Annotated in this window: 17 protein-coding genes and 1 tRNA gene; 7 read left to right on the forward strand and 11 right to left on the reverse strand. The window is 65.3% G+C overall.

Annotation, left to right across the window (positions count from 1 at the left end; genetic code table 11):
* Positions 1-7 precede the first annotated feature (7 nt).
* The 8 genes from D8676_RS22175 to aceA all read right to left on the reverse strand — a co-directional run bounded on the left by D8676_RS22175 (position 8) and on the right by aceA (position 7,847).
* On the reverse strand, positions 8-1,294 hold the full coding sequence (locus D8676_RS22175; RefSeq protein WP_121583282.1) for an FAD-binding oxidoreductase: 1,287 nt from the start codon (positions 1,292-1,294) through the stop codon (positions 8-10).
* Between the two features lie 56 nt (positions 1,295-1,350).
* Positions 1,351-1,719 (reverse strand): four helix bundle protein, encoded by a 369-nt coding sequence (locus tag D8676_RS22180; protein ID WP_121583283.1) that lies wholly within the window; start codon positions 1,717-1,719, stop codon positions 1,351-1,353.
* Between the two features lie 45 nt (positions 1,720-1,764).
* Positions 1,765-3,198, reverse strand: a complete 1,434-nt coding sequence (locus tag D8676_RS22185) for a glutamine synthetase family protein (protein WP_121583284.1) — start codon at positions 3,196-3,198, stop codon at positions 1,765-1,767.
* A gap of 74 nt (positions 3,199-3,272) precedes the next feature.
* Entirely contained in the window at positions 3,273-4,220 is a 948-nt protein-coding gene (locus tag D8676_RS22190; RefSeq protein ID WP_121583285.1) for a sensor domain-containing diguanylate cyclase, read from the reverse strand.
* Positions 4,178-5,395 (reverse strand): PAS domain S-box protein, encoded by a 1,218-nt coding sequence (locus tag D8676_RS22195; protein WP_147448239.1) that lies wholly within the window; start codon positions 5,393-5,395, stop codon positions 4,178-4,180. The genes D8676_RS22190 and D8676_RS22195 overlap by 43 nt, the downstream gene beginning before the upstream one ends.
* Positions 5,396-5,631: 236 nt before the next feature.
* On the reverse strand, positions 5,632-6,087 hold the full coding sequence (locus D8676_RS22200; RefSeq protein ID WP_245427049.1) for a response regulator: 456 nt from the start codon (positions 6,085-6,087) through the stop codon (positions 5,632-5,634).
* 183 nt (positions 6,088-6,270) lie between these two features.
* The gene (locus tag D8676_RS22205) at positions 6,271-6,513 is read right to left on the reverse strand and encodes a hypothetical protein (protein WP_121583287.1); all 243 of its coding nucleotides are present in this window, start codon (positions 6,511-6,513) and stop codon (positions 6,271-6,273) included.
* A gap of 17 nt (positions 6,514-6,530) precedes the next feature.
* Positions 6,531-7,847 (reverse strand): isocitrate lyase, encoded by a 1,317-nt coding sequence (gene aceA / locus D8676_RS22210; protein ID WP_121583288.1) that lies wholly within the window; start codon positions 7,845-7,847, stop codon positions 6,531-6,533.
* Positions 7,848-8,074: 227 nt separating this feature from the next.
* Here aceA and D8676_RS22215 point away from each other — a divergent pair, with 227 nt between their 5' ends.
* Both D8676_RS22215 and D8676_RS22220 read left to right on the forward strand, forming a co-directional pair.
* Positions 8,075-9,490, forward strand: coding sequence for an XRE family transcriptional regulator (locus tag D8676_RS22215; RefSeq protein ID WP_121583289.1), 1,416 nt, complete (start codon positions 8,075-8,077; stop codon positions 9,488-9,490).
* Positions 9,491-9,593: 103 nt separating this feature from the next.
* A complete protein-coding gene (locus tag D8676_RS22220) occupies positions 9,594-11,825 on the forward strand; it encodes an adenylate/guanylate cyclase domain-containing protein (RefSeq protein ID WP_121583290.1) in 2,232 nt (743 codons plus the stop codon).
* Positions 11,826-11,909: 84 nt separating this feature from the next.
* Here the strand turns inward: D8676_RS22220 and D8676_RS22225 are convergent.
* Together D8676_RS22225 and D8676_RS22230 are read right to left on the reverse strand one after the other, a co-directional pair.
* Positions 11,910-11,986 (reverse strand) — tRNA-His (locus tag D8676_RS22225).
* 273 nt (positions 11,987-12,259) lie between these two features.
* Entirely contained in the window at positions 12,260-12,721 is a 462-nt protein-coding gene (locus D8676_RS22230) for a phasin (RefSeq protein ID WP_121583368.1), read from the reverse strand.
* Positions 12,722-12,985: 264 nt separating this feature from the next.
* On the opposite strand from D8676_RS22230, the gene D8676_RS22235 reads away from it, so the two are divergent.
* The 5 genes from D8676_RS22235 to D8676_RS22255 all read left to right on the forward strand — a co-directional run bounded on the left by D8676_RS22235 (position 12,986) and on the right by D8676_RS22255 (position 21,611).
* The gene (locus D8676_RS22235; protein ID WP_121583291.1) at positions 12,986-17,047 is read left to right on the forward strand and encodes an ATP-binding protein; all 4,062 of its coding nucleotides are present in this window, start codon (positions 12,986-12,988) and stop codon (positions 17,045-17,047) included.
* A gap of 48 nt (positions 17,048-17,095) precedes the next feature.
* Positions 17,096-17,386, forward strand: a complete 291-nt coding sequence (locus D8676_RS22240; RefSeq protein WP_121583292.1) for a GIY-YIG nuclease family protein — start codon at positions 17,096-17,098, stop codon at positions 17,384-17,386.
* Positions 17,387-18,086: 700 nt separating this feature from the next.
* Positions 18,087-19,121, forward strand: coding sequence for a Fe(3+) ABC transporter substrate-binding protein (locus D8676_RS22245; protein ID WP_121583293.1), 1,035 nt, complete (start codon positions 18,087-18,089; stop codon positions 19,119-19,121).
* 331 nt (positions 19,122-19,452) lie between these two features.
* Positions 19,453-20,925: an iron ABC transporter permease gene (locus D8676_RS22250; RefSeq protein ID WP_245427070.1), complete on the forward strand. Its 1,473-nt coding sequence runs from the start codon at positions 19,453-19,455 to the stop codon at positions 20,923-20,925.
* A gap of 98 nt (positions 20,926-21,023) precedes the next feature.
* Positions 21,024-21,611, forward strand: a complete 588-nt coding sequence (locus D8676_RS22255; protein WP_245427051.1) for a hypothetical protein — start codon at positions 21,024-21,026, stop codon at positions 21,609-21,611.
* 375 nt (positions 21,612-21,986) lie between these two features.
* Here D8676_RS22255 and D8676_RS22260 read toward each other — a convergent pair whose 3' ends face one another.
* On the reverse strand, positions 21,987-23,945 hold the full coding sequence (locus tag D8676_RS22260; protein WP_121583294.1) for an acetoacetate--CoA ligase: 1,959 nt from the start codon (positions 23,943-23,945) through the stop codon (positions 21,987-21,989).
* Positions 23,946-24,201 lie beyond the last annotated feature (256 nt).

Consider the following 24,201-nt stretch of genomic DNA (forward strand, 5'->3'; position numbering starts at 1 on the left):
GCTCCGCTCAGAACCTGTCCCTGAGCGCGTACCAGTTGAGCGCGAGGAAGAGCAGCGGCGCGCGGAAGCGGCGGCCGCCGGGGAAGGGTGGTATCTTGAGGTCCTCGAAGAGCTTCAGCCGGTCCCGGTTGCCCGACACTGTCTCGGCGTAGAGCTTGCCCATGAAGTTGGACAGCATGACGCCGTGGCCGGAATAGCCGCCCGCCGAGATCACGTTGGGCATCACTTCGCGCACGAAGGGTTTTCGCGGCATGGTGATGCCGACATAGCCGCCCCAGGCATGGGTGATCTTCACGTCCTTCAGCCCGGGATATATCTCGGCGATCTGGCGGCGGATGTGGATCTGGATGTCCTGCGGGTCGCCCGGCGCATAGACCTCGCGGCCGCCGAACAGAAGCTCGCCGGTTTTGACGCGGCGGAAATAGCGCACCACGAAGCGCGAATCCGACACCGACTCGCCACCCGGCAGAACGGGACTGTCGTCGCCGAGCGGGATGGTGGCGCCGATGAAGGAGCCGATCGGCATGACATGCGACGCCGTCTGCGGCTCGATATCGCCGCCATAGGCGTTCACCGCGATCAGGCATTTTTTCGCGGTGATCGAGCCCGTCGCGGTTTTCACGACCACCTTGCCGCCATTGGCGGTAATGCCGGTCGATGCGGTGTTCTCGAAAAGCTTCGCTCCGGCTTCGGCGGCAACGCGGGCCGTGCCGATGACGAGCTTCAGCGGATGGATGTGGCCGGTGCCGGTGTCGCGCACGCCGCCGTAATAATGGTCGGAGCCCATGCGCTCATGCGTTTCGGCCGCATCCATGTAGGCGATGTCAGGATAGTTGAAGCGGGTCGCCATCGCTTCGGCATGCTCGACATATTCGGGCAGGTCTCTGCTGCGGTGGCAGACGTTGAGGTGACCCCGCCGGAAGTCGATCTCTATCCCGTTCGTTTCCGCGAATTCGAGCAGATGCACCTTGGCTTCCTCGGCGAGGTCGAACAGCGCCTTGGCGCGCTCGAAGCCATACTCCTTCTCCATTTCCTCGGCGCCTGCGCGCTGGCCGGTGCCGAGCTGGCCGCCATTGCGCCCCGAGGCGCCGTCGCCGATGCGATGCGCCTCGATCAGCGCGACGCTGGTGCCGGCCTTGGCGAGATGCGTCGCCGCCGACAGCCCGGTGAAGCCGCCGCCGACGATGACGACGTCGGTGGTGAGATCGCCGTCAAGCGCAGCGTAGTCCGGTCTACGACCGGCGGTGTCTTCGTACCAGGAGTAACCGGGGGAGATGGGGGATTGGTAGGGCATGGTGGACCGGGGGAGTAAGTGAGTAAGGGAGTAGGGGAGATAGGGGAAGAGATCGGCTACGTGCTGGCCAGTTTCCGCAAAAGCAGCCGGAGCAGCTTGCCTACGCTTTCAACACGCTGGAGGAGAGTTGCAATTCTATCTTTGGGGGCTACCCCTACCCGCTCGGCAATCAGAAGGTGGGTTTCGAGCTCTTTCAGTGAGCCCTGGGCGATGCGGAGAAATTGAAGATAGGAGCCGCGATGCTCGCGGCCATAACCTTCGGCTATGTTCGCAGGGATGGAAGTAGCGGCGCGCCGTACCTGAGTCGTGAGGCCGAAGAGCTCCTCCTTTGGCCAAGCCTTCGTCATCGAGTAGATTTCAGTGACGAGGTCCATGGACTGCTGCCATACCAAAAGATCTTGATACGAGCGCCCTCCTTCGGCCATTCCCCCTACTCCCCTACTCCCCTACTCCCCTACTCCCCTACTCCCCTAAACATTGAGCAGCAGATACTCACGCTCCCACGGCGAGATCACTTCCATGAAGGTCTCGAACTCGGCGCGCTTGATGGCTGCGTAGGTGGTGACGAAGGATTCGCCGAGCACCTCGCGCAGATCCTTGTCGTCCTCGAACAGGTCGACTGCCTCGAGCAGGCCGCGCGGCAGGTCGATCTCGTCCTCGTTGGCCGTGGTCAGGATCGGATCGTCGGGCTTCAGCTTCCGGGTCAGGCCGATCAGCCCGCAGGCGAGCGAGGCGGCGAGCGCCAGATAGGGATTGGCGTCGGAGGAGGGGATGCGGTTCTCGACGCGCCGCGCCGAGGGGTCTGAGCGCGGCACCCGGAAGGCAGTGGTGCGGTTGTCGTAGCCCCATTTGTTGTTCACCGGAGCCGACGCCGCCTGGGTCAATCGCCGGTAGGAGTTCACATAGGGCGCGAACATGACCAGCGCGTTGGGCACATGCTGCTGCATGCCGCCGATGAAATGGAAGAAGGCGGCCGACTCGCTGCCGTCCTCGTTGGTGAAGACGTTGCGTCCGGTCCGGGTGTTGAGCACGGACTGGTGGATGTGCATGGCCGAGCCCGGCTGCCCCTGCATGGGCTTGGCCATGAAGGTGGCGTAGGTCTCGTGCTTCAGCGCCGCCTCGCGGATCGTGCGCTTGAAGAGGAAGACCTGGTCGGCGAGCTCGACCGGGTCGCCGTGGCGCAGGTTGATCTCCAGCTGCCCGGCGCCCTCCTCGTGGATCAGCGTGTCGATCTCCAGGCCCTGCGCTTCCGAGAAATGATAGATGTCGTCGATCAGCTCGTCGAATTCGTTGACGCCGGCGATCGAATAGCCGGCGCCGCCGCCGATCGGCCGGCCCGAGCGCCCGACGGGCGGCGTCAGCGGATAGTCGGGATCGGGGTTCTTGCGCACGAGGTAGAACTCGATCTCGGGCGCCACGACCGGCTTCAGGCCGCGCGCATGATAGGCGGCGATGACGCGTTTCAGCACGTTGCGGGGCGTGAATTCCACCGAGCGCCCGTCCTGGTGCACGAGGTCGCAGATCACCTGCGCCGTCGGGTCGGTCTCCCAGGGAACCTCCGACAGCGTTCCGAGGTCGGGCATCAGCTTGAGGTCGCCGTCGTCCTCCGGGTAGGAGAAGCCGTTGCCGTCCTCCGGGTAGCCGCCCGATATGGTGGTCATGAAGACGGCCGACGGCAGCGCCAGCGACGTGTTGGAGGTGAACTTCTTCGACGGCATCATCTTGCCGCGCGCTATGCCGGCCTGGTCGGGGGTGATGCACTCTATGTCTTCGATGCCGCGCCAATCGAGCCAGGCGCTGACTTCCTTCCAGTTCTTCACGCCGCGGCGGTTCTTCACGAAAGCGGGCGTGCGTGTACGTCCCGCGCGGCTGGACGGACGGGCTTCCTTCTTGACGGGCGGCATCAATCACCGAATGGATGTTGCGGATTTCGGACTATAGCCGCGCGGCATGCAGAAAGGGAAGGGGTGGCCCCGGGTTAGGAGATGGACGGTACGACGTGGATCGGCGGCCGCTCGGCCTGCGTGCCGCCGCCGGGCGCCGCCATGACCCGGTCGCGGCCCTCTTCCTTTGCCTTGTAGAGCGCGTGGTCGGCGGCGTTGGCGAGTTCGGACCAGCCCGTTCCATGCTCGGGATATGCCGCGACGCCGAGCGAGACGGTAATGGTGCCGAGCGTGCGGCCGCGATGCGTGACGTGAAGCTGCTTTACCGCCGCACGCAGCGCTTCGGCGCGGTCCACGCCCTCCTGCAGCGAGGCGCCGGGCATCACCAGCGCGAACTCCTCGCCGCCGTAACGCGACACCACGTCGGCTTCCCGGGCGTGGTCGAGCATCGTCGCCGCCACCTGCTTCAGCACCAGATCGCCGGCCTCGTGGCCGAACGTGTCGTTGAACTGCTTGAAATGGTCGACGTCGAGCATGATCATCGCCAGCGGCAGCTGGGACCGCTCCATCCGCCTCAGCTCGCGGCTGCTTGTCTCCTCGAGATACCGGCGGTTGAAAAGCCCGGTGTTGGGGTCGCGGATCGACTGTTGCCGGAGCGTTTCGCGCAGGCGCAGATTGGCCAGCGCGAGCGCAAGCGTGTCGACGACGCCGCGCAGGATCTGGCGCCGCTCGTCGAGCCAGTCGGGCTTCTCCGCCGCGTCGGCTTCGCACAGATGCAGTATGCCCAGCGTTTCGCCCTGTGCGGCGAGCGGCATGCAGACGTAGCCGCGATTGCCGTTTTCCGTGATGTGGGCGCAGCGCGGCGATAGGATGCCCGGCCCTGACATGTGCTCCTGTCCGCGCCGCAGCGCCCAGCAATCCTCCGGGGAGAACTGGGCGACGCTCGAACGAACGGCGCCCCAATGCGCCATCTCGTCGACAAGGTTGCGCGACGCGCTCGTCAGATGGACGGTGCCGGAGAGCCCGCCGACGAATTCGGCCATCGCCGATCCGACCACCGAGAACGCCTCGGGAAAGGTGACGCAGGCCTGGAGCAGTTCCCCGAGCTTGACCAGGCGGGCCGTCGTTTCGGACTTCTCCTGCAGTGCGCGATTGAGGATTGCCAGCTCGTTGCCCGCTCGCTGACCACCCCCTCGGCGCGACGCAGTTCGCTGATGTCGCTGAGCGTCAGCACGACGCCCCCCTCGGCGCCGCTGAGCGGGCCGCAGCTGGCGATCGTCGGCATCCTGGCGCCATCCGGCCGCACCAGGCGCACTTCGGCCTGATGCTGGCGGCCGGTCGACAGCGCCAGCTCGACCAGGGAGGTTTTTTGAGCCGCCTCACTGCTCTTCGCGGGCTCCATCGTGATCACCGAGCGCCAGTCCTGCCCGGCGATCCGGTCCGCCCGCAGGCCGAGGATCGCTGCCGCCGCCGGGTTGGCGGAAACGACGCGGCCCCCGCCATCCATGACGACGATGCCTTCGGCCGCTGCCTGGACGATGTCCTCGACGTAGGATTTCTGCACCATGAGTTCGGCGCGCGACGCTTCAAGTTCGGTGGCCATGGCGTTGAAGCCCTTTGCCAGCTCGCCGAACTCGTCGTTGGAAACGTTCGCGATACGCGTGCCCGACTGCCCTTCGGCCAGCGACTTCATGCCCGCCGTCAGGCTGGACAGCCCGAAATCGAAATGGCGCAGCACCACCGTCAGCAGACCCATGGCCGCCAGCATGGCCGCCGCCGCCGCCAGAGCGACGATCCACTGCATCGCGTTGGCCTGCTTCTGAACCGCCGCCAGGACCGGCGCGTATTCGAGCACGACCGCGCCGGCGACGCTTCCGGGCGGGTATTCGACGGGGACAGCGATAAGCTCATGCTGATATTCGCTATCGTCATTGTCCTCCAGAAAATGGCGCGGAACGCCGTCTTCCATCGTCAGGCCGACTTCGTTGTTCCGGTCTTCGTCGAACAATTGGCCGACGACCCGCTGTTCGTCCGAACTGTCGGCCACGATCATCTTGTTCCGGTCGACCACTATGAAATCGCGTTTCGAGCTCTGCCGGTGCGCTTCCACGAACTGGCGCAAGGCCTCAGGCTGGTCGAGCAGGGCGCCCTGTCCGTCGGACGGCTTGAAGGCGATGGTTTGTGCGAACTGCCGGGAGACGTTGATCGCCTCGGTCACCGCGTGCGCCTCGGCAAGGCGCTTCTGGCTCAGAACGGCGATGACGCCGACCAGCCCAATCAGGGCGGTGGCGCCGAGTACGGAAACGATGATCTGATTTTTAATACGCACAGCGGCGTCCCGGCTGCAAAGCGCAGTCTTTATCACAGGTCGACAGGGATCAGAATCTATCGTCCGTCCAATAGAGTTAAGACGGCGTTAGTGATGCCCGGTTTCGCATCGAGGAAAACCCTCGGCTACTCCCTTGCAGCCCTCACCAGGCGCTCCACGACCGGCTGCAGATGATCGGCGGTGAAGGGCTTCGTCACCACTGCGTCGACCACGCCGCTGAAGGATGCCGGATCGGCGGCGCGGTTGGAGAGCAGGATCACCGCCGGCAGCTTCCTGCCGGACGCCCGCCGCAGCGCCACCACGCCTCCGATGACGCCGTCGCAATCATTGTTGTCGGGGCCGCCGTCGAGGATGACAAGAACGGGAAAGACCAGCGGGAGAACGCGCACCGCGCTCACCGGATTCTCGCTGACGGGCTTCAGGCCCGACCTTTCGACGATCCTGCAGACGACGATGCGGTTGATCTGCGAGTTGCCGGCGACCAGGACCCTCGACATATCGGGCGCCAGCCCATGTGGGGCGTCCCTGTCGGCAAAATTCCTGTCCTGGTCGAAATCCGGTTCGACCCGCGATCCCGTCATGGCTTCGAATGCACCCTGGGTTTGAAAAGCCGCTCGATAACGACTGCCGAAACATTAATTCCGGCTCAGGGTCAACGCCAGTGACGGCATTGTGTTCCGCTGTGGAATCACAGGCTTAACGGAGGGTGTACGGGCGGCTTCGCCGCCGCCGCGGCGAAACCGTTGTCGACTTCATGTCGCCGCCTATGCGGCCGGCTGCTGGGTCACCACGACGGGGATCAACAGGTCGCCCCAGTTGCCGTTGCCGCCGTGATGGCGCGCCGAGCGGACCAGCTCGACCGAAACGCCGGCTTCGACCGCCTGCATCACCGCCTGGTTCAGCCGGTGCAGGTCGTTGGCGAGGATGCGGATCGCCGCCTGCTGGTCGGTGCTCATCGCCGAGGCCTGTTCCTCGGCGCGCTGCTTGACTTGCGGTCTGACGTTCATGGCTCTTCTCCCTGAAATTACTCCGCCGCCGGGCGGAACTGTTCATTCTCCGCGCCGGGACGGAACTGTTCGGTCTCGGTCGATTCATGCATGGCGGTGGTCGACGACTTGCCGCCGGTGATGGCCATCGACACGGCGTCGAAATAGCCGGTGCCCACCTCGCGCTGGTGCTTGGTCGCTGTGTAGCCGTTGGCCTCGGCCGCAAACTCTGCCTGCTGCAGCTCGGAATAGGCCGCCATCTGGCGGTCGCGATAACCGCGCGCCAGCTCGAACATGCCGTAGTTGAGCTGGTGGAAGCCGGCGAGCGTGATGAACTGGAACCTGTAGCCCATCGCGCCGAGCTCCCGCTGGAACTTCGCGATCGTCGCGTCGTCGAGGTTCTTCTTCCAGTTGAAGGACGGCGAGCAATTGTAGGCGAGCTTCTTGCCCGGATGGGCCCTGTGCACCGCCTCGGCGAATTTCCTGGCCTGCGCCAGGTCGGGCTTGCCCGTCTCCATCCAGATCAGGTCGCAATGCGGCGCATAGGCAATGGCGCGCGCGATGCACGGCTCGATGCCGTTGCGGACCTGGTAGAAACCCTCGGCCGTGCGGCCGGCGTCGTAGTCGACGAACGGCTTGTCGTTCTCGTCGATGTCCGACGTGAGCAGCTTGGCGGCTTCGGCGTCGGTGCGCGCCACGATCAGCGTCGGCGTGCCCATGACGTCGGCGGCGAGCCGCGCGGCGTTGAGGTTGCGGATATGCGCGGCGGTCGGGATCAGCACCTTGCCGCCGAGATGGCCGCACTTCTTCTCCGATGCGAGCTGGTCCTCGAAATGGACGCCGGCCGCGCCCGCCTCGATGAAGGCCTTCATGATCTCGAAGGCGTTGAGCGGTCCGCCGAAACCGGCCTCAGCGTCGGCGACGATCGGCGCGAACCAGGTCTCGACGGACAGCCCGTTGCCCTCCGCCGTCTCGATCTGGTCGGCGCGCTGCAGGGTGCGGTTGATGCGCCTGACCAGCTCGGGAGCAGCGTTCGCCGGATAGAGCGACTGGTCGGGATACATCGCGCCTGCCGTGTTGGCGTCGGCCGCGACCTGCCAGCCCGACAGGTAGATCGCCTTCAGCCCCGCGCGGACCTGCTGCATCGCCTGGTTGCCGGTGACGGCGCCGAGCGCGTTGACGAAGTCTTCGCGATGGATGAGCTGCCATAGCCGGTTGGCGCCGTTCTCGGCCAGCGTATGGCGGATCTGGACGGAGCCGCGCAGCCGCTCGACATCCTCCGGCGTATAGGGGCGTTCGATGCCCTCGAAGCGGCCCTCGGCTGCGGTGGGAACGAACTTGTAAAAATCGGTCATACGAGGCTCCTGCGGTCTCATCGTGCTGGTTCTCGGGAAGCCTTGAGGCTCCTTTCGATATGACTTTGTTTACAAGAATAAGGTCGAAGTGCCAGTTCGCACTTGCGAAATAGCGGAAAATAAAGGAAAATCAGTCGTGCGCTTGACACGAGGCGGTTGTAAATCTGTAAAGATTTGTAAAAGCGTTCCAAAGCCCAGGCGCCGCCGTTTTCGCAGGGTCGATCGCTATGGCTGACCAGAAAATCTTCGCCGGCCCGCGCATCCGCCGCTTGCGCATGGAGCGTGGCCTCACCCAGACGGCCATGGCCGAGGGCCTCGGCATCTCACCCTCCTATCTGAACCTCATCGAGCGCAACCAGCGGCCGATCACCGTCCAGCTCATCCTGAAACTGGCCTCGGTCTACGCCATCGATCCGCAGGAACTGCAGGCCGAAACGCGCGGCTCGGTGGCGGCGCTGAAGGAAGTTTTTTCCGACCCGCTGCTGGCGGGCGAACTGCCGGGCGACCAGGAACTGGTCGAGCTCGCCGAGGCGGCGCCCAATGCCTCTGCCGCCGTGCTGAAACTCTTCCGCGCCTATCGCGAGCAGGCCGAGCGCCTGTCGGACCTCAACGCATTGCTTGCCGGCGAGGGCAGGGCGACGACCCTGTCGGCCGCGCGGCTGCCGGTCGACGAGGTCAGGGAGATATTCGAACATCGCGCCAGCCATTTTTCGGCGCTCGAGGAGGCGGCCGAAGCCTTCGCTGGGGACATCGACCCCGGCGACGACCTGTTCGCCGCGCTGAAGGCATGGCTGCGCAAGGAGCACGGCATCTCGGTCAGGGTGCTGCCGGCCGCGACCATGCCCAACTGGCGCAGGCGCTACGACCGCCACTCGCAGCGTCTTTACCTGTCCGAGCGGCTTTCGCGCGCCGACCAGCTTCGCGAGATCGCGATGGAGGCCTGCCTGATCCGCATGCGCGAGGCGCTGGAGCGGGAGGTGGCGGCGCTGAAGCTTTCTTCCGACGAGGCGCGCCGGCTCGCCCGCTTCGAGCTCGGCCGTTACGCCGCCCATGCGCTGATGATGCCCTATGCCGCCTTCCTGCAGGCGGCGGTCCGAGCCCGCTACGATGTCGGCGTGCTCGCCGCACGCTTCGGCGTGTCCTTCGAACATGCCGCCACCCGCCTCGTCACGCTGCAGCGTACGGGCAGCGCCGGCGTGCCCTTCCTGCTGATGGAAGCGGACGGCGCCGGCAACCGGCTGCGCCGCGCCGGCGCGGCCGGCTTCCCGCACGCGGCCTTCGGCGGCGGCTGTCCGAAGCTGCTTGTCCACGCCGCCTTCGCCGAGCCGGGCCGCCTGCTTGTCGAGGCGGTCGAGATGCCTGACGGCGCGGCTTTCCTCTGCATGGCGCGCACCCTCGATGGGCCGCAAAGCGCCTTCGGGGAGCGCCCGCGCCGGACCGCGCTGCTGCTGGCCTGCGACATCTCCTTCCGCGACCAGATCGTTTACGGCGCTGGGCTGGCTGCAACGCCGCCGACCCCGGTCGGGCCGGCCTGCCGGCTCTGCGAGCGCGCCGGCTGCCTCGCCCGCGCCGAGCCGCCGGTGACGCGCCCGCTGGGATTGGACGAAATGGTGACGGGCCTCAGCGCCTTCGATTTCCAGTAGCCGGCGCCCTATCCTCGACCGAGCCGACGTTTGCCGCCTGACCGCATTTTGGCGTTTAGTTTCTGTCCAGCGGGCGTATAATTCGGCGGGGCTAAGGTCACCGATGGACCGTAAGCTTTCAGCGATCCTGGCGGCAGATGTGGTCGGCTACACGGCCATGATGGAGCGCGACGAGGCTGGTACGTTCGAGCGCCTTCGCGCCGGGCGCAAGGAACTGTTCGAGCCTGAGATCGAACGCCATCACGGCCACATATTCAAGCTGATGGGCGACGGCCTGCTCGCCGAGTTCGGCAGCGTGGTGGATGCGGTCGAATGCGCGGTGTCGCTGCAGCGTGGCCTGTCGGAACGCAATGGCTCGGTTCGCCAGGCGGAGCAGATCCAGGTGCGGATCGGCATCAATCTCGGCGAGGTGATCGTCGAGGGCGACGACCGCTACGGCGACGGCGTCAACATCGCGGCGAGACTTGAGCAGTTGGCGGAGCCGGGTGGCATCTGTGTCTCCGGCAAGGTGGCCCGCGAGGTCGAAAGGAAGCTGGCTTTCGCCTTCGAGCCAATGGGCGAACAGAAGATGAAGAACATCGCCGAGCCGGTTCAGGCCTTTCGCGTGCTGCTCGATTCCCGGGTGGCGGCAATGGCTCCGGGCCGGCGCGGCAAGCTGCGCTCCAGCCGGTGGCCGGCCATCGCTTCTGTCCTCGCGTTGGTGGCCCTCGGCCTTATCGCAGCCTGGTGGCAGCCGTGGGACAGCCTTGTGCAATCCGAAACCCCAATCTTTGACGATGGCCGGCCATCGCTGGTCGTCCTGCCATTCGACGATCTCAGCGACGACAAGGAACGGGAATATCTCGCCAACGGCTTTACGGAGGATCTGACGACGGAGCTCGCGCGCGTGCCGGGCCTTTTCGTCGTCTCCCGCAACGCCGCCTTCGCTTACAAGGGCAAGGACACGAAGTCCGACGAGATCGCGGCTGCACTCGGCGTCCGCTACCTGCTGGAAGGCTCAATCCGCCGCGTCGGCGACGAGATGCGCATCAATGCGCAGTTGATCGACGCCACGAATTCCGGTCATATTTGGGCGGAGCGCTTCGACGGCAGCTGGGCCGACGTCTTTGCGCTGCAGGACAAGGTCGTCGCCAGCATTGCGGGCGCGTTGCAGCTTCGCCTCGTCAGCACCGCTGTGCCGGCGCGCGCCGGCGGCACCGACAATCCGGAAGCCTATGACGCCTACCTGAAGGCGCTCGACATCTACAATCGCGTCAATACACCACAAGAATTCGCAAAGGCCGTCGAACTGCTCAAGCGTGCGGTGGAGATCGACCCGAATTTCGGCGCGGCCTACGCCCAGCTCGCCTGGTGCTATTGGGATGCCGACATCAACCGGGCGGTTTTCATGGGACTTTCGGTTGACGAGGCCTACGGCAAGGTCCGCGAGACGCTGGAGCTGGCGGCGAAACATCCTTCGACGGGCTACTACCAGTTGGTCGCCGAACTGATGGTCAGGGAACACAATTCCGATGAGGCGGTGTCCGTACTCCTGGAATCGGTGGCGCTCGATCCGAGCGACCCCTGGAACTATCTTTCGCTCACCAATGCCCTGAATTTCAACGGCAGGCCGAAGGAAGCGCTCACATATCTCGATGCAGCGGCCCGCGTCGACCCCAATTCCTGGATGGACTATCGCCGCTATCAGACCGGCTTGGCCGAGTTCGGCCAGGGCAAGTTCGAGGACGCGGTTCACACCATCGAAAAAATGGACTTTGAATCGCGGGACCCCTGGCCAAAATTCTACGCCTTGCAGATCCTCGTGTCGGCCAACGCACATCTGGGCCGCAAGGAAGCGGCGGCCGCGGCCCTGGAAAAATTCAGGAAAGTCATGAAAGAAAGGCAGGACCACGCGCCGAACCTGCTGACGACGCAGGATTACATGGTGTTCAGGAATACGGCCGACATCGAACGTCTCCTGGTCGGGCTGGCCAAGGCGGGCGTCCCCGATCTGCCGCCTCTAGCAAAGGCGGGCATGAGTCCGGACGACCGGCTGACCGGAGATGAAATAAAATCGCTGCTGTTTGGCCATGAAGTGCGGGGCAAACAAGTGTTGCACAAGTTTCTCCCGATGCAGCGTACGATCTCGCCGGACGGCGTCCTGCATGAAACGATCGGCGGCGAAACCTTGGCTGGAACGGCATGGGTGCAAGGCAATTTCGTATGCAGGTCCTTTCCAGGAAAACTGACTTGCTGCGGCGCTGTTTTCCGCAATCCCTTCGGGTCACGAGGACGTAGCGACGAGTACAAGGCGGTTGAAAGCTGGGACCAGTACGAATTTTCGGTGGTCAGGTGACGATTGAGGAGCCAAGCCATGCGCCGATGCCGGTTTCACATGTGCGGCGATTGGTATGTCAACAGTCAGGGTCTGGAAAAAAGTTGGTACCGTTGGGTGGGCTCGAACCACCGACCTCCGGATCCACAATCCGGCGCTCTAACCAACTGAGCTACAACGGCACATGCCGGGAACGGCTCGCCCGCCGGCGACGCGCTCGCCTTGGGCGAGGGGGTCCATACGGGCTATCGCAATTTAATTCAACCCCATTCCAAGGCAAAGCCGAAACTGGCGTGGCCGGGGAACGGCACTGGCTGGCGGACAAAGAAAAAGGCCGGCGGGAGGAGGTGCCGGCCTTTTCCTGTCACGAGCCGGCGGGAGGAGGTGCCGGCTGCTGCCCGGAAGGAAGCGGGAGGAGGTGCCGCCTGCCGGTATGACTTGATCGCCAGAACGCGTCAGGCGATCTTGAGTTCCTTCACCGTCTTCTCGAAGACGGTCTTCATCGGGGCGGAGACCTTCTCGGCGGCCTTGCTGGCGGCGGCCTGGAAGTCCTTGGCCTGCTCGACGCTCGTCTCGACGCGCTTGCGCAGGAAGGAGGTCTGCAGCTCGAAGACTTCGGAGAGCGACTTGGCGCCGACGAGCGCCTCGAGGTGGGCGAAGCTCGACTCGGCGTTGGCGCGGAAAGCGGAGATGGTCTTGAGCGACAGGTCGCTGGAAACGGTCCTGGCGTTTTCGAAGGTCGTCTCGAGGGCCTTCTGGGTCTCCTCGGCGCCGGTCTTCAGCTTGGCGTAGGCTTCCTTCGACTGCTCGACGCTCTTTTCCGCAAAGGCGCGGATCTGGTCGGTCGCCTTGGATGCGTCGAAGCTCGGGAACTCGATGGTCTCGAACTCAGCGGTTTTTTCTGCCGTCTTGGCCATTTTCATGTCCTTTGATAGAAGCGGCGCGCAAGCTGGCGGCTGGCCGAGTTGGGCCGTCTTGTTCAGGTATGGCGTCGATATAGGCCATTTTATTGTGCATTGCAATATTTATTGTGCGATGCACCATAAGTACCTGGGGAGATTAACCAAAACCGGCAATTTGCCTCATTGCAGACACCAGTTTGATGGACGGAGGGCGGGTCCGGGTTTTATTAATAAAGGGTTAAGCAGACATCGTTCTGCAAAGGGGATTTCACGGGTCGCATGGCGCAAGCCTCTTACTCTTTCCTGGACGTTGCCGCGCTCGACGAAGTGCGTGAGCGTTTCGCCGCCGGCGACGCACTCGTCATCCTGTCCGACGACCTCGGGGAGATGATCTGGGCGAACGGTCCGGGCGCGGCGCTGTTCGGCCATGCCGACGTCGAGACGGCGCTCGGCGCCGAGGCGCCGCTGGGCGCGGCGGCGAAGCGGCAGATCGCGGCGACCAGCGGATTCCCCGACATCGGCCGCGACCGCGCGCTGCTGGTGCGGGTTGCGTCGGGCATGTCGAGCTGGGCGCTGCAGTTCCTGGCGAGCGCGGTGACGCTGCCCGACGGCGAGAGGGCGATCCTGCTCGCACAGCCGGCCAGCGTCGGCGGCGCGGACGACGACATTTCGGCAAGAGCGATCGGCGGCTTCTCGGCGGCCGGTCATTTCCTGGCTTTTATCGACAGGGAAGGCGGGGTCGAGGCGGCGGCTCCCGGTTTCGCGCGGCTCGGCCTTGCCAAGGAAGCGCTGGCGGACATGGTCAGCGAGGCGAGGGAACGGCAACCGATCGTCAAGCGCATGCTGCAGGGCAGGCGCGGCGCTCTGCCGGCCGGGCTGGCGCGGCTGACCGACGAGCGGCATCTGCTGGTCGTGATCGACGAGAATTTCGCCGACGAGCCGGAGGAGGAAGCCGCCGCGGCGACGCCGACGGACACCGGTGCGCTCGACGTGGAAGCGGCCGCCGAGGCGGCGGTCCTCGCCGGGCAGCCCCCGGTCCGCGAGATCTGGTATCTCGGCAGCACCGATGGTGCTGGACGTCCGGAAACAGAGGAACCGTCGATCGAAGCCGTAGCGGATGCCGTACCGCCTCCGACGGAGGCCCCCGAGCTTGGCGGCCCGATGGAGATCGAGCCGGCCTCCGGGCAGGCCATGGCCGAACCGGAGAACGAGGCATCGTCCGTCCCTGCGGAGGCGGCGGGACCAGAGGGTGTAGAGGACGAGGCCGCTCGGCCGGAGGTGGCAGAAGCCGCCGTCGTGGCGCGCGAGTCGGAAGCACCGCAAGAGGCCGTGTCGGAGACACAAGCACAGAAAGAGGCTGCGCCTCAGGCGCCGCCTCAGGAAGCGCAGCCGGCGCAGCGCGCAAGCGGGCCGGTCCGTTTCGTGTGGCGGACCGACGCCGACGGAAAATTCAGCCAGATCTCGCGCGAATTCTCGCTCGCCGTCGGCGAGCTTGCCGCCGACATCGTCGGGCGGCGGTTCCACGACGTGGCGAACGCATTCGGCTTCGACGCGACCGGCGAGATCGCCGGGCTGCTGGCGCGCCGCGACACATGGTCGGGCCGCTCGGTCGCCTGGCCGGTGGCCGGCACCGACCTCAAGATCCCGGTCGATCTGGCCGCGCTGCCCGTCTACGATCGCAACCGCAATTTCGAAGGTTTTCGCGGCTTCGGCGTCGCACGCACCGGCGACGCGATGCCCGACCCCGAAGGCATAGGGCTGGTCCTGGTCAGGCTGCCGGAGACGGAGCCGGACGCAACGCCGCGCCGGGCGGAAGACGCCGCGACCGCCGCCGAACCGAAGCCCGCGAAAGACGTTCCACGCGACGACAACGCGACGACCGATGCCGCCGACCCCTTCCATGGCGAAAAGCCGGCGCTGGCGGTGGCGTCCGCGCCGGACCGCCGCTTCTCCGACAAGATCATCCGGCTGGCCGAGCACAGGCACCCCGCCAACGACCGTGGGCCGAACGGCAATGGCGGCGAGCGCAGCCTGTCCGCCGGTGAGCGCATAACCTTCCAGCAGATCGGCGAGCGGCTGAAGAAGGAAAGCGGCGCGTCGGCGACGCCGGAAACCGAAAGCAAGCCGAAGCCGGAGGCGGGACCCGCGGAAGCTGAGAAGCGGACGGAGGTCAGCGGTGCTGCGCCGGCACGCGAGGCAGGGCGGTCTGAGCCACCGGCCGGTGAGCAGGCCGTGTTCGAGGAGCCGGACGATGCGACCGTCGACGCCGAAGACGTCGCCGCGCTGCAGGCGCTCGACGGGGTGACGGACGAAGCGGCTGATCTGCCGGAGAAGACCGTCTCTGAAGCTTTCGAACAGGTAGCGTCCACCGGCGAAGCCCGGGCGGCGGAGCCGGAAGCAGTGCCGCCCGCAACGGAAGCCGGGGAAGCTTCGGAACCGAAGGAACCCGTCACCCCGCCGGCGAAGGCGCGCAAGAGCGGCCGTCCGGGGATGTCGCTGCTCGACTTTGCGCAATGGGGCAAGGACGAGCCCGCCGGGCCGGCGAGCGATGACGCGCCGAAATCCGCCGCCATGGTCGAGATGGAAGAGGCGGCAGCGCTGGACGGGCACACGCTACCTGTTGCGCAGGAGGAAGCGCCGGCGGAGGTGAGCGAACCAGCTCCTGCCGAGCCCGGTGGCGAGGCCCCGGCGGCGGCCGGATCGGCGGATGCCGAGACGAGAGCAGCCGAACCGGTCGGCATCGAGCCATTGCAGGCCGACGAGACCGATGCGGAAGCTGCGGAAGAGACGAGAGCGGCCGACGTCGCGGCGGCGGGAGAGGCGGAAGCGGCCGCTGCCTCGCCGGCCGAGGCAGGCGCAGGCCTGTCGATCCTCGAAAGGCTGCCCGTGCCGCTGCTCGTCCATTCCGGCGACAGGCTGCACTACGCCAATGACGAGTTTTTCGCGCTGACCGGCTACCGCTCGATCGAGGAACTGGCCGACGCCGGCGGCATCGGTGTTCTGTTCGCCGATCCCTACGAGGATGAGGCCGGCGACGAGCACGACCCCGGTCCGCGCCAGACCGATCGCCACATGCGGCTGAAGACGAAGGGCGGCGAGGAATTCCCCGTCCAGGCGTTCCTGCAGTCGGTCCCGTGGGAAGGCGGCAAGGCGCTGCTGCTGGTGCTGTCCCGCGCCAGGGAGGGCACGCTCGGCTCCGGCCAGTCGCCGCTGATCGCCGAACTCGAGGCGCGCGTCGCCGAGATGCGCACCATCATCGATACGGCGACCGACGGCGTCGTGCTGATCGCCCGCGACGGGAGCATCCGCTCGATCAGCCGGCCGGCCGAAGCGCTGTTTGGCATGGACAGCGATGATGTGGCCGGAAAATCCTTCGCGTCGCTCTTCGCGATCGAAAGCCAGAAGGCGGCCGGCGACTACCTCAACGGGCTCACCGACCACGGCGTCGCGAGCGTGCTCAACGACGGGCGCGAGGTGATCGGCCGCGAAGCGGAGGGCCGCTTCATCCCGCTCTTCATGACGATCGGCAAGCTGCCCGGCGACAGCGGCTATTGCGCGGTGGTGCGCGACATCACCCAGTGGAAGCGCGCCGAGGAGGAGCTGACGCAGGCGCGCGCGACGGCCGAGCGCGCCTCCTCGCACAAGACCGAGTTCCTGGCGCGCATCAGCCACGAGATCCGCACGCCGCTCAACGCCATCATCGGCTTCTCCGAACTGATGCTGGACGAGAAGTTCGGGCCGGTCGCCAACGACCGCTACCGCGACTATCTCCGTGACATCAACCGCTCGGGCAACCACGTGCTCGACCTCGTCAACGACCTCCTCGACATCTCAAAGATCGAGGCCGGACAGCAGGAGATGGCCTACGAGGCCGTATCGCTCAACGAGACGCTGGCCGAGACGGTGGCGCTGATGCAGCCGCAGGCCAACCGCGAGCGGGTGATCATCCGCTCGAGCTTCGCCTCGAAGCTGCCGGACGTGGTTGCGGATTTGCGCAGCGTCCGCCAGATCGCGCTCAACATCCTGTCCAACGCCGTGCGCTACACGCAGGCCGGCGGCCAGGTGATCGTCTCCACCGCCTACGAGGCGCAAGGCGAGGTGGTGCTTAGGGTGCGCGACACCGGCATCGGCATGACGCCGGCCGAGATCGAGCAGGCGCTGAAGCCGTTCAAGCAGATCAACTCGCTGAAGCGCACGCGCGGCGACGGCACCGGCCTCGGCCTGCCGCTGACCAAGGCGATGGTGGAGGCCAACCGCGCCAGATTCTCCATCCACTCGACGCCGGGAGAAGGCACGCTGGTCGAAGTGGCCTTCCCGCCGACGAGGGTGCTCGCGGATTAGTTTCTCGCGCCGGCTTGCCGCGACATTGCCTGTCCTTACAATTGCACGATGGGCAGGCGGGGGTACGTCTATATCCTGGCGTCACAGAAGAACGGCACGCTTTACACCGGCGTGACGTCGGATCTCGCCGGCCGGATACATCAGCATCGGACGGGCACCGGCTCGAAGTTTGCGGCCCGATACGGCGTCATGCGGCTGGTCTGGTTCGACGAATATGAACTGATCGTCGACGCCATTGCGCGGGAGAAGGCGATCAAGAAATGGCCGCGAGCGTGGAAGATCAAGCTGATCGAAGAGCATAATCCGCATTGGCACGATATTTCGTGGCATCTGCTGTGAGTTGCCGGCCACTCACCTTGGCTTGGCTGCCGTGAACTTAGTCTGGGCAGTCTTTGTTGCGGCAACTCCGAGGCATGGATTCCCGACACTCTCCGCTCGCTTCGCTCGCTCACGAGGTCGGGAATGACGGACTTCATATTACGCTCCAGTTAATCTCCGAATTACGCTTCGGCTAACCTGTAAAGTTGCCGTAACTGCTTTCCGTCGAGCCGTACTGCTGCACATCGAGCATTGCATCCACACTTCCGCCAATTGCGACTTTTCGCCAGTCGTAACCTTGGCGATTGGCTGTGCAGCCGAAGCAATCCGTCATTCCCGACCTCGTGAGCGAGCAAAGCGAGCGGAGAGTGTCGGGAATCCATGCCTCGCCGATGCGGACGCCAAGCCGGTGGAGACTGGCGAGTGGTCAGTTGAAACTGTACCCCAGCGACTGCTGCAGAACATGACGGACATCGGTGGCTGCCCGGATAGATGAAACACATTCCTGTGACCGAGTGCCGCGCCACCGATGGCCTCCGAAGGGCATCCCGTTGAAAGTGGTCACGAATCGTCCAGTTTAGAACGGTTCTAACCTATTGATTTCCCTATCGCTTATCTTGACGCCCACGGTCAGATTTTACATAGAGACGGCGTTCCGGTCCGGAACCAGGGATGAAGCACGTGCCACACCCCCGACCCTCGACGGCCAGGAGAGAGACACATGAACGTTAAGATGAATTCCGTCGCGGCCTTCGCGCTCGCCGCGCTGTTTTCCGGCGCCGCCTATGCGGACGGTGCGGTCAACATCTACACCTACCGCCAGCCCGACCTGATCAAGCCGGTGCTCGACGCCTTCACGGCCGAAACCGGCATCAAGACGGAAGTGCTGTTTCTCGACAAGGGTCTCGAGGAGCGCGTCCAGGCGGAAGGCACCAACTCGCCGGTCGACGTCATCATGACGGTCGACATCTCGCGCCTGACCAAGGCCAAGGAAGCGGGCATCACCCAGGCGCTGAACGACGAGGTGGTCAACGCGGAGATCCCGGCCGAATATCGCGACCCCGAGGGACACTGGTTCGGCCTGACCAAGCGCGCCCGCGTCATCTACGCGTCGAAGGACCGCGTCACCGACACCGCGCTGACCTATGCCGATCTCGCCGACCCCAAGTGGAAGGGTAAGCTCTGCATGCGCTCGGGCCAGCACGACTACAACCTCGCGCTGATCTCGGCGGCGATCGCCCATTGGGGCCCCGAGAAGGCCGAGGAGTGGGTGACCGGCCTCAAGGCCAATCTCGGCCGCAAGCCCGACGGCGGCGACCGGCCGCAGGCCGGCGCGATCTTCTCGGGCGAATGCGACATCGCGCTCGGCAACACCTATTATGTCGGCCTGATGCGCACCAACGAGAAGGAGCCGAAGGAGAAGGAGTGGGGCAACGCGATCAACGTGATCTTCCCGACCTTCGAGAACGGCAAGACGCACGTCAACATCTCGGGCGCGGCGCTGGCGAAGAACGCGCCGAACCGCGACAATGCCGTCAAGCTCATCCAGTTCCTGGCGAGCGACAAGGCGCAGCAGATCTACGCTGAGACGAACTACGAATATCCGGTCGAGCCGGGCCTGGAGCCGTCGGAGATGGTGAAGTCGTTCGGCGAACTCAACGCCGATACGCTGTCGCTCGCCGAGATCGGCAGCCATCGCAAGGAAGCGTCCGAGATCGTGGATCGGGTCGCGCTCGACGACGGCCCGTCGTCGTAAGCCACCCGGCGGCATCTTGCGCAAGCGCCTGCCAACGATCCCAGCCGGGCCGCATGCGGCCCGGCTTTTCGCATGCAAGGCAAGCTGAACCGTGGCGGGTCTGCAGGGCACGGGCGGGACTCTGGCAGCTGGCCTCGGCGCGGCATCCCTTGCCGCCCGGCGCCCGCACCATCCCTGGCTGAAGCTGTTTGCGCTTCTGGTCAGCCTCGTCGTGCTGCTTCCCGTCCTGTCGCTCGCCTATGTGGCGCTGTCGGGCACCGGCGAGGACTGGCCGCATCTCGTGCGCAACGTGCTGCCCGGCGCCAGCGTTACGACGCTTTACCTGATGGCCATGGTCGCCGTCGCGACGACGGCGGCCGGAGTGGCCTCGGCCTGGATGGTCGTCGCCTATGAATTCCCGCTGCGCAGGACGCTCGCCTGGGCGCTGGTGCTGCCGCTCGCGGTTCCCTCCTATCTCGCCGCCTACGCCTTCGGCGAATTCTTCGAATATTCGGGGCCGGTGCAGGGGCTGGTGCGGTCGCTTTTCGGCTTCCAGACCGCGCGCGACTACTGGTTCCCCGACATACGCTCGACGCCGGGTTGCGCGCTGGTGCTTGCCTCGGTGCTGTACCCATACGTCTATCTCACCACGCGCATCGTCTTCCTGATGCAGGGCAGGAACATCGCCGACGTGGCGCGCACGCTCGGCGCCCGGCCGGCCAAGGTGTTCTGGCGGGTGCTGCTCCCGGTCGCACGGCCGGCGATCGTCGCCGGCGTGGCACTGGTGCTGATGGAGACGATCAACGACATCGGCGCCGCCGAATATCTCGGCGTCCGCACGCTGACGGTGGCCGTCTACCAGACCTGGCTGGCGCGCGGCAGCCTGGAAGGCGGCGCGCAGATCGCGCTGATCATGCTGATCCTCGTCTTCGCCATCCTCGGCGCGGAATACTGGGCAAGGCAGAAGCGGCGCTTCCACACCGGCCGCGCCACGCACATGAAGGCGCATCCGCCGCGCGTAGCGCTCAAGGGGTTCTGGGGGCCGCTGGCGACGTTCCTGACGGCGCTGCCGGTGCTCTCGGGCTTCGGCGTGCCGGTCTACGTGTTCGGCGACTATGCCTCGCGCAGGCTCGACCAATTCACCTCGCCCGACCTCGTCAACGCTTTCCTGAACAGCGTGATGACCGCCGGCTGCACCGCGCTGCTGACGGTCACGCTGGCGATCTTCCTGCTCAACGCGGTCCGGCTGTCGCGCTCGCGAGGCGTGACGGTGACGGTCAGGCTGGCCTCGATCGGCTACGCGCTGCCCGGCGGCATCCTCGGCCTCGGTCTGCTTTTCGTGCTGGCGCGTTTCGACAACGGGGTCGACGCCTTCTTCCGCCAGTATTTCGACCATTCCACCGGCCTGCTGCTGACCGGTTCGGCGGCGGGCGTCATCATCGCCTGCTCGATCCGTTTCGTGGCGCTAGCCGAAGGGGCGATCCGCTCCGGGCTGGAAAAGCTGCCCGGCCATCTCGACGAGGCGGCGCGCAGCCTGGGCCGGACGCCGGCGCAGAGCGCGGCTTCCGTGCTGCTGCCGCTGCTCAAGCCTGCCATACTGACGGCGGCGGTGCTGGTCTTCGTCGATACCACCAAGGAACTGTCGGCGACGATCCTGCTTCGGCCCTTCGGCTTCTCGACGCTCGCCACCCATGTCTACGAGAACGCCTCGCGCAGCGCCCCGCAGGAAGGTGCGGCGGCGGCGATCGTCATCATCCTGACGGCGCTGGTGCCTGTGCTGCTTCTGTCGGGCGCGCTGGCCAAGGACCGCGAAGCCAGCCTCTGATATATTCCAGTCGGCTAATTTACAATCTTCCCGTTCGGAGCGACAGTCGGCTGCTTTCTGCAGTGCAGTCTGTCTCAACGCTACATGGGAGGGATGCAATGAATGCCGGGCAAATCGCTTGCGCAGTCGCGGTCGCGCTCGCAGGACTTTCGATCACAGCACCCATCAGCGCCAGCGCCGAGGAGCCGAGCAAGGCCGAACTCGACGCCATCCGCGAAGCGCTGGTCAAGTACAAGGACCCCTATGTCGCCGTGCGCGACCTCTATCTGTCGACCGTCGGATGCGTGCACTACGACGGAATGAAGATGGAAGGCCACATGGAGTATCCGAAGGGCGGCATGGGCGTCCACTTCGTCAACCTGACGGTCCAGGGGCCGCTCGACCCGAAGCGGCCGAACGTGCTGATATACGAGCCGGTCGACGGAAAACTCCAACTGGTGGCGGCGGAATGGCTGGTGCCGGTGACCGTGGCCAAGGAGCGTCCGGTGCTGATGGGGCAGCCTTTCCAGGGGCCGATGGAAGGACACGAGCCGCTCATTCCGCAGGGCTTCGTCCACTACGACCTGCACGCCTGGCTGTTCAAGGACAACCCGAACGGCATGTTCAGCCCGACCAATCCCGACATCACCTGCGACGGCTACGAATTCAGCCTGCTGGAGCACCCGACGAAGATCGTGGAGCCGTGACCTAGCGGTCGCGCCATCCTGCCGGGGCATCCTCTCCCCTGGAACGGGGAGAGGAGAACCCAAAAGAAAAGGCGCCAGGGAGGCGCCTTGAAGAGAATTTGCTGTGACAACGGGGCTTGAGCGAACATCGCCTCCTCGGGGGATGGTGAGGAGCGGGATTTCTCCCTTCAAGTTGGATGCAACTATCGGCGGGAGGGAGTTAACAAGTCCTTACCACCGGGCAAAAATCTTTACGAATGTGTACCACTCATGAAGTTTAGGTAAATTTGCCAGTTACCGGTCCTTAACCAGGAAAAGCCCGGATTTCCGGGCTTTCTCTGGGAACCGAGCATGTTTTGGCGGCTGGAAACCGGCCTGTAGCCCTCCTGGCCGGGCCTAGCTGCGAAGCGACTCCAGGTTGCGGAAGAGTTCCAGCGCCTGCGGATTGGCGAGCGCTTCCTTGTTCTTCACCTCGCGGCCGTGGACGATGTCGCGCACGGCAAGCTCGGTGATCTTGCCGGACTTGGTGCGCGGGATGTCGGCGACGGCGACGATCTTCGCCGGCACGTGGCGCGGGCTGCAGCCGGTGCGGATCTTGGTGCGGATGCGTTTCTCGAGATCGTCGTCGAGCGCTACGCCTTCCGCCAGCCGCACGAACAGCACGACGCGCACGTCGCCGTCGAAGTCCTGGCCGATGCAGAGCGCTTCGGCTATCTCAGGCATCTGCTCGACCTGATTGTAGATCTCGGCGGTGCCGATCCTGACGCCGCCAGGGTTCAGCGTCGCGTCGGAGCGGCCATGGATGACCATGCCGCCATGGACGGTCCATTCGGCGAAGTCGCCATGGCACCAGACATTGTCGAAACGCTCGAAATAGGCGGCGTGATACTTCTTGCCATCGGGATCGTTCCAGAAGGCGACCGGCATCGAGGGGAACGCCCGTGCGCAGACGAGTTCGCCCTTCTCCTGCCGGACCGGGCGCGCTTCGTCGTCCCAGACGTCTACAGCCATGCCGAGGCCGGCGGCCTGGATCTCGCCCGACCAGACCGGCTCGACCGGCACGCCGAGCACGAAGCAGGAGACGATGTCGGTGCCGCCGGAGATCGAGGCGAGATGGACGTCCTTCTTGATGCCGTCATAGACGAAGGCAAAGCCTTCCGGCGACAGCGGCGAACCGGTGGAGGAGACGGTGCGCACGGTCGAGAGATCGTGGCTGTCGATCGGCCGCAGGCCTGACTTCCGCAGCGTGTCGATGAATTTCGCCGAGGTGCCGAAATAGGTCATGCGCTCGGCATCGGCGTAGTCGAAGAGGATGTTGCCGTTCGGGTGGAAGGGCGAGCCGTCATAGAGCAACAGCGTCGCGCCAGTCGCCAAGCCTGAGATCAGCCAATTCCACATCATCCAGCCGCAGGTGGTGAAGTAGAAGAGGCGGTCGCCGTCCTTCACGCCGCCGTGGAACTGGTGCTCCTTGAGGTGCTGGAGCAGGGTGCCGCCGGCGCCGTGCACGATGCATTTGGGAATGCCGGTCGTGCCCGAGGAATAGAGGATGTAGAGCGGATGGCTGAAGGGCAGGCGCTCGAAGGTGACGTCCCTTGCCTCGAAGGGCGCGAGCGCGTCGTCGAGCGCCGCGGCGTTCGGCATGGCGGTGGCCGCCTGCCTCGCGGTGCCGAGATAGTCGACCAGTATGGCCTGCCGGACGGAAGGCAGCTTCGCCAGGATCGCCTGCACCTTTGCAGAGACATCGTTCTGCTTGCCGTTGTACCAGTAGCCGTCCGGCGCCAGAAACACGACCGGCTCGATCTGGCCGAAACGGTCGAGCACGCCTTGCTCGCCGAAGTCGGGCGAGCAGGACGACCAGACCGCGCCGATCGAGGCGGCGGCGAGCATGCCGGCGGCGGCCTCCGGCATGTTGGGCATCATCGCGGCGACGCGGTCGCCTTGCTTCACGCCAAGCGAGATGAAGAGCTGCTGCAGGCGCGACACCAGCGCGTGAAGATCGTCCCACGAGAGGCGGCGCAGCACCTTGTCCTCGCCCTTGAAGACGATGGCATCGGCGGCGCCGCGCTTGCGCAGCAGGTTTTCGGCGAAATTCAGCCGCGCATCGGGGAAGAAGGCGGCGCCGGGCATCCTGTCGCCGTCGGTGAGCAGGCGCTCGCCCTTGTCGCCGACCACGCCGCAGAAATCCCACACCAGGTTCCAGAAATCCGCGCGGCTGTCGATCGACCAGCGATGCAGGTCGGCGTAGGAGGAGAAGGTTGTTCCGGCTTTGGCGGAAGCTTCGACCATGAAGGCGGTGACCGGCTCGCTGGCTATGCGCTCGGGCGTCGGCACCCAGAGGGGCACGTTATCAACCATTAATTCTCCTCCAGCCCGATCGCTACCGCCGAAAGCGGTACATACTGGCAGTTGATTGTTCGCATGGTCTTGTCCCGAGCGGCCTGCGAGCCTTAGTAGACCGTGGGCAAGACCGGTCCTTTTTGCATAGCGTGCTCCGCATGGGCAAGATGCGGTCGGCAGGACCGGAAACCAGCGCCATTTGGGAGCCACAATGGCTTGAAATGGCTTGTGCCGGGGGCTTTTTCGAGGGAATCGGGCGATGACAGGAAACGGA

The sequence above is a fragment of the Mesorhizobium sp. YM1C-6-2 genome (genome assembly GCF_003666685.1).
GTDB lineage: Bacteria > Pseudomonadota > Alphaproteobacteria > Rhizobiales > Rhizobiaceae > Mesorhizobium_K.

What these genes read in the sequence shown, in the direction of transcription:
- D8676_RS22175 (WP_121583282.1), bottom strand. Translation starts at nt 1,294, where the DNA reads ATGCCCTACCAATCCCCCATCTCCCCCGGTTACTCCTGGTACGAAGAC.
- D8676_RS22180 (WP_121583283.1), bottom strand. Translation starts at nt 1,719, where the DNA reads ATGGCCGAAGGAGGGCGCTCGTATCAAGATCTTTTGGTATGGCAGCAG.
- D8676_RS22185 (WP_121583284.1), bottom strand. Translation starts at nt 3,198, where the DNA reads ATGCCGCCCGTCAAGAAGGAAGCCCGTCCGTCCAGCCGCGCGGGACGT.
- D8676_RS22190 (WP_121583285.1), bottom strand. Translation starts at nt 4,220, where the DNA reads ATGGCCGAATTCGTCGGCGGGCTCTCCGGCACCGTCCATCTGACGAGC.
- D8676_RS22200 (WP_245427049.1), bottom strand. Translation starts at nt 6,087, where the DNA reads ATGACGGGATCGCGGGTCGAACCGGATTTCGACCAGGACAGGAATTTT.
- D8676_RS22205 (WP_121583287.1), bottom strand. Translation starts at nt 6,513, where the DNA reads ATGAACGTCAGACCGCAAGTCAAGCAGCGCGCCGAGGAACAGGCCTCG.
- aceA (WP_121583288.1), bottom strand. Translation starts at nt 7,847, where the DNA reads ATGACCGATTTTTACAAGTTCGTTCCCACCGCAGCCGAGGGCCGCTTC.
- D8676_RS22215 (WP_121583289.1), top strand. Translation starts at nt 8,075, where the DNA reads ATGGCTGACCAGAAAATCTTCGCCGGCCCGCGCATCCGCCGCTTGCGC.
- D8676_RS22220 (WP_121583290.1), top strand. Translation starts at nt 9,594, where the DNA reads ATGGACCGTAAGCTTTCAGCGATCCTGGCGGCAGATGTGGTCGGCTAC.
- D8676_RS22230 (WP_121583368.1), bottom strand. Translation starts at nt 12,721, where the DNA reads ATGGCCAAGACGGCAGAAAAAACCGCTGAGTTCGAGACCATCGAGTTC.
- D8676_RS22235 (WP_121583291.1), top strand. Translation starts at nt 12,986, where the DNA reads ATGGCGCAAGCCTCTTACTCTTTCCTGGACGTTGCCGCGCTCGACGAA.
- D8676_RS22240 (WP_121583292.1), top strand. Translation starts at nt 17,096, where the DNA reads ATGGGCAGGCGGGGGTACGTCTATATCCTGGCGTCACAGAAGAACGGC.
- D8676_RS22245 (WP_121583293.1), top strand. Translation starts at nt 18,087, where the DNA reads ATGAACGTTAAGATGAATTCCGTCGCGGCCTTCGCGCTCGCCGCGCTG.
- D8676_RS22250 (WP_245427070.1), top strand. Translation starts at nt 19,453, where the DNA reads ATGGTCGCCGTCGCGACGACGGCGGCCGGAGTGGCCTCGGCCTGGATG.
- D8676_RS22255 (WP_245427051.1), top strand. Translation starts at nt 21,024, where the DNA reads ATGAATGCCGGGCAAATCGCTTGCGCAGTCGCGGTCGCGCTCGCAGGA.
- D8676_RS22260 (WP_121583294.1), bottom strand. Translation starts at nt 23,945, where the DNA reads ATGGTTGATAACGTGCCCCTCTGGGTGCCGACGCCCGAGCGCATAGCC.